A 3,893-nucleotide genomic window follows, 5' to 3' on the forward strand; every position below is an offset into this window, starting at 1 on the left:
CCCCGCCCCCGGGCAAGGGGGTCGGGGCCCTCGAAGGAGGCGGCCGCGTCAGAGAACGTCGGCGGCGATGGCGGCGGCGACCTGTTCCAGCAGGGGGCCCGCGTTCGGGATGGACTTGGCCGGGTCGGGCTCCAGATCCGTGAGCGGGTACGCCTTGCGGATACCGGCCCCTTCCAGGGCCTCCTGGGTCAGCAGCAGCCGACCGCAGACGGCCACCACGGGCTTGCCCGCCGCGCGCGCCGCGGCCGCGACGCCCGCCGGAGCCTTGCCGTGCAGGGTCTGCTCGTCGAGGGACCCCTCACCGGTGATGACCAGCGTGGCCCGCTCCAGCGCCGGGGCGAAGCCCAGCACCTCCAGCATCAGCTCGATGCCGGGACGGAACGTCGCGCCGAGCAGCAGGGCCCCGTAGCCGATGCCGCCCGCGCCACCGGCACCCGGGAGTGCCGCGCACTCGGCGGCCTTCGCGCCGATCGACTTCTCCAGCACCACCGCGAAGTGCGCCAGCGCCGCGTCGAGCGTCGCCACGTCCTCGGGCGAGGCCCCCTTCTGCGGTCCGTACACCGCGGCGCAGCCCTTCGGGCCGGTCAGCGGGTTGTCCACGTCGCTCGCGAGGACGAACTCCACGTCCGCGAACCGCGGGTCGATCCCGGACAGGTCGGCCGAGGCCAGCTCGGCCAGCGCGCCACCGCCCGGCCCCACCGCTTCGCCGTTCGCATCCAGGAACACCGCGCCCAGCGCGGCCAGCATGCCGGCGCCGCCGTCGGTGGTGGCGCTGCCGCCCACGCCGAAGACGATCGAGCGCGCGCCCGCGTCCAGCGCGGCCTTGAGCAGCTCGCCCGAGCCGTACGTGGTCGCCGTCAGCGCGGCGAAGGTGCCCGCAGGCAGCAGCTGCAGCCCGGAGGCCTCCGCCATCTCGACCACCGCGGTGCCCTCGCGCAGCGCGAAGGCGGCCGTGACCTGGTCGCCGAGGGGTCCGGTGACCTGGACCTCCCGCCGTTCGAAGCCGGCTGCCACGGCTGCCGCGACCGTTCCGTCGCCGCCGTCCGCGACGGGGAGGGTCTCGATCTCCACGTCCGGTACGGCCTTGCGAAGGCCGGCCGTCACCCGCTCCGCGACCTGAACGGCCGTGAGCGAGCCCTTGAATTTGTCCGCGGCGATGAGCACGCGCGCGGCCTCAGTTACTGCTCCGTCCGTCACCTTGCTATTCCCTTGCTATCGAACAGTGCAGTCGCGCCGCCATGAGCTTATCCGGAGGATCCTCCTATGCCCATGAGTGGCCTGGGCCACACCCGGAGCGCCCATGCCCCTAAAAAGGGATATATGCCTCCATGGTGTGGCCGCACGAGCGCGGTCTCACTGGAACAGCCACGTCCGGACGCCCTCGCACGGAGGGGATCCGGCGGCTTGGCGGGACGAGGGCGGGGGCGAGGGCGGGGGCGGAGGGCGGGGGCGAGGACGGGGACGGCGAAGGCCCGGGGTCCCCAGGCGTGACGCCTCGGGGCCCCGGGCCCAGGTCGCGGGCCGGCCAGGTCAGGACAGCTCGTACACCGCCATCCGGCCGTTGTCGTAGACCTTCTTCGCGAGATCGGCCAGCAGCGGCGACTCGGCGCCCGACGGGCGGTGCGCCACCACGTAGCGGACGTGGTGCCGGTCATGGAGGCGGCTCAGGATCGCGGCCGTCGGCCGGTAGACGGCGTCCTCGTTGAGCCGGAACAGCTCCTGGTCCCAGAAGGGGCCGTTGTAGGCGGCCGAGCCCCCCGACAGCGCCATGGCGCGCGGCGCGTACGCCCAGCCCTCGATCAGCACCGACCGCTCCGAGTAGGCGCTGAGCCACTGCGAGCGGACGTTGTCGCACGACGCCCCGGCCGGCAGCGGGCCCTCCAGCTCCCAGCAGTGGCTGTTGGTGGCCAGCACGTCCGACGGCTCGCTGTGGGCGCGGATCCAGCGCGCCGCCTGCACCTGCGAGCCGGGCATGACCCACGAGTACGACCACAGGTCCTCCCGCGACTGCAGGACGTCGTGGAAGAGCCCCGGGGTGCCGGCCGTGAGGGCGGCGGTCAGCAGGACGATTCCGCCGCGGCCGCGCAGCGCGGGCCACACCCGGCCGCCGAGCCGCCACAGGACCACGCCGACCAGGGCGGCCAGGGCCAGCGCACCAGCCAGGCCGAGCGCGGGCAGCAGCACGGAGTAGGAGGTGACCGCGCGCCGCTCGTCCCCGGCGAGCCGCAGGACGTAGGCCGACCAGCGGCCGGAGTAGCGGTAGATCCCGAAGGTGAGCAGGGCGGAGAAGGCGACCACGCCGAGGGCGAGTGCGGCCTTGCCCCGCGCGCCGAGCGCGGCGCGTTCGAAGGTCTCGCAGAAGCCCCAGGCCGACAGCACGGCCCCGAAGGGCAGCGCGGCGAGGGTGAAATAACTGGAGTTGTAGCCGTTGACGGCCGGGTAGGCACACGGACCCGCCACGGAGGCACCGAGCAGGAACCACTGGACGGGCTCCAGCCGGAAGCGCCGCTTCGAGATCAGCGGGATCGCGCCGAGCAGCTTCAGCTGGTGGTTCAGCACGAAGGCGACCAGGGTGCCCACGACCACGAGGGCCTGGAACGCCGGCGAGCGCAGTTGCGCCGGATCGGCCCAGTAGTTCCGCACGTTGCCGAACGGGATGATCTCGAGGCCGTAGCTCTCGAAGTTGAAGATGACGGCCGTCGCGAAGAGCTGGGCACCGCCGAGGACCGCGCCCAGAGCGACCACGTGCCACGGGATGCGCCGCGTGGTGATCAGCAGGACGAGACCGGCCAGCGCGAGGCCGGCCAGGGTGACCGGCAGGGTGCTCGCCTTGGCCGCCGTGGAGGCCAGGGCGAACATCGCGACGAGGACGTACACCCCGCGGCCGAAGAGCGGGGCCCGGTCGCCGCCTTCGCCGTCCATGACCGCCTCGCCGTCCCGGCGGCTCCTGCGCAGCGCGTCGCCGACGACCCCCATCAGCGCGATCAGCAGCGGCTGGCTGTAGGTCTGGGAGAGGCTCGACCAGGACATCAGCCGGACGGCCGGGGCGCCGAAGGTCCAGGTGGGAACGGGATTGGGGTAGGCGGCGGTGAACTCGGCGACCGCGAAGACCAGCAGCGCGGCCAGCGGACCCGCCCAGGCTCGCCCGATGAGGCGCCGGGCCACCACGGCGGTGATCACCATGCCGAGCGCCGCCAGCGCGGGGACCATGAGCCTGGACTCGATCACCGCGAGGTCGAGGTGACCGACCATGTCGGTCATCGCCATGTGGGCGAAGGTGAACCAGTGGTAGTACAGGGGCTCGCCGGAAGCCTGGGGGAGGGTCAGCGGGACGTTCTGCTTCGCGTTCGCGGCGAGCGACAGCATGTACGGCATGTCGCCGAAGAGCCTGCTGCCCTCCTTGTCCGGGAGCACCGGGTACAGGGACAGGAAGACCTGGTGGAAGTAGACGCTGCTGAGCATCACCGTCCCGGAGACCGACCAGGACCAGCCCAGCGAGGGGCTGGTGTACCCGCGCGGACGCCAGTGCCGGCGGAGCTTCGGCAGGGCCGCGAAGGGGACCACCACCGCGAGCGGCCAGGCGAGGGCGAACGCCTGGGCGCCGGTTGCGACGAGGACCGCCCAGGCGGCCAGTTCCAGGACGAGACCGGTGACCGCGCCGAAGCCGAGGTCCTCGACCAGCGAGTGCGGCGCTCGGCGAAGGGCCCGGAAGACCAGGGTGCCGGGGAGCATGACGCCCCAGAGCACGTAGAAGGTGTACCGGGCTATGTCGCTGACCGGGGTGTCCGAGGCCAGCAGCAGGGAGATCAGAAGGAGGTACGCGGCGGCCGCCGGCAGGAAACGCCAGAACGCGTGCGGTCCGGGCCGGTCGGTCGTGCGGGACGGGGACGAGC

Annotated in this window: 2 protein-coding genes; both read right to left on the reverse strand. The window is 72.9% G+C overall.

The features are described from left to right. Positions 1–48: 48 nt before the first annotated feature. Entirely contained in the window at positions 49–1,197 is a 1,149-nt protein-coding gene (locus ACWGIU_RS32125; RefSeq protein WP_453711631.1) for a glycerate kinase, read from the reverse strand. Between the two features lie 333 nt (positions 1,198–1,530). Further along, positions 1,531–3,893 (reverse strand): hypothetical protein (locus ACWGIU_RS32130; RefSeq protein ID WP_453711632.1); only part of this gene is annotated, 2,363 nt, incomplete at its 5' end.

It is taken from the genome of Streptomyces sp. NPDC054840 (assembly GCF_053611065.1).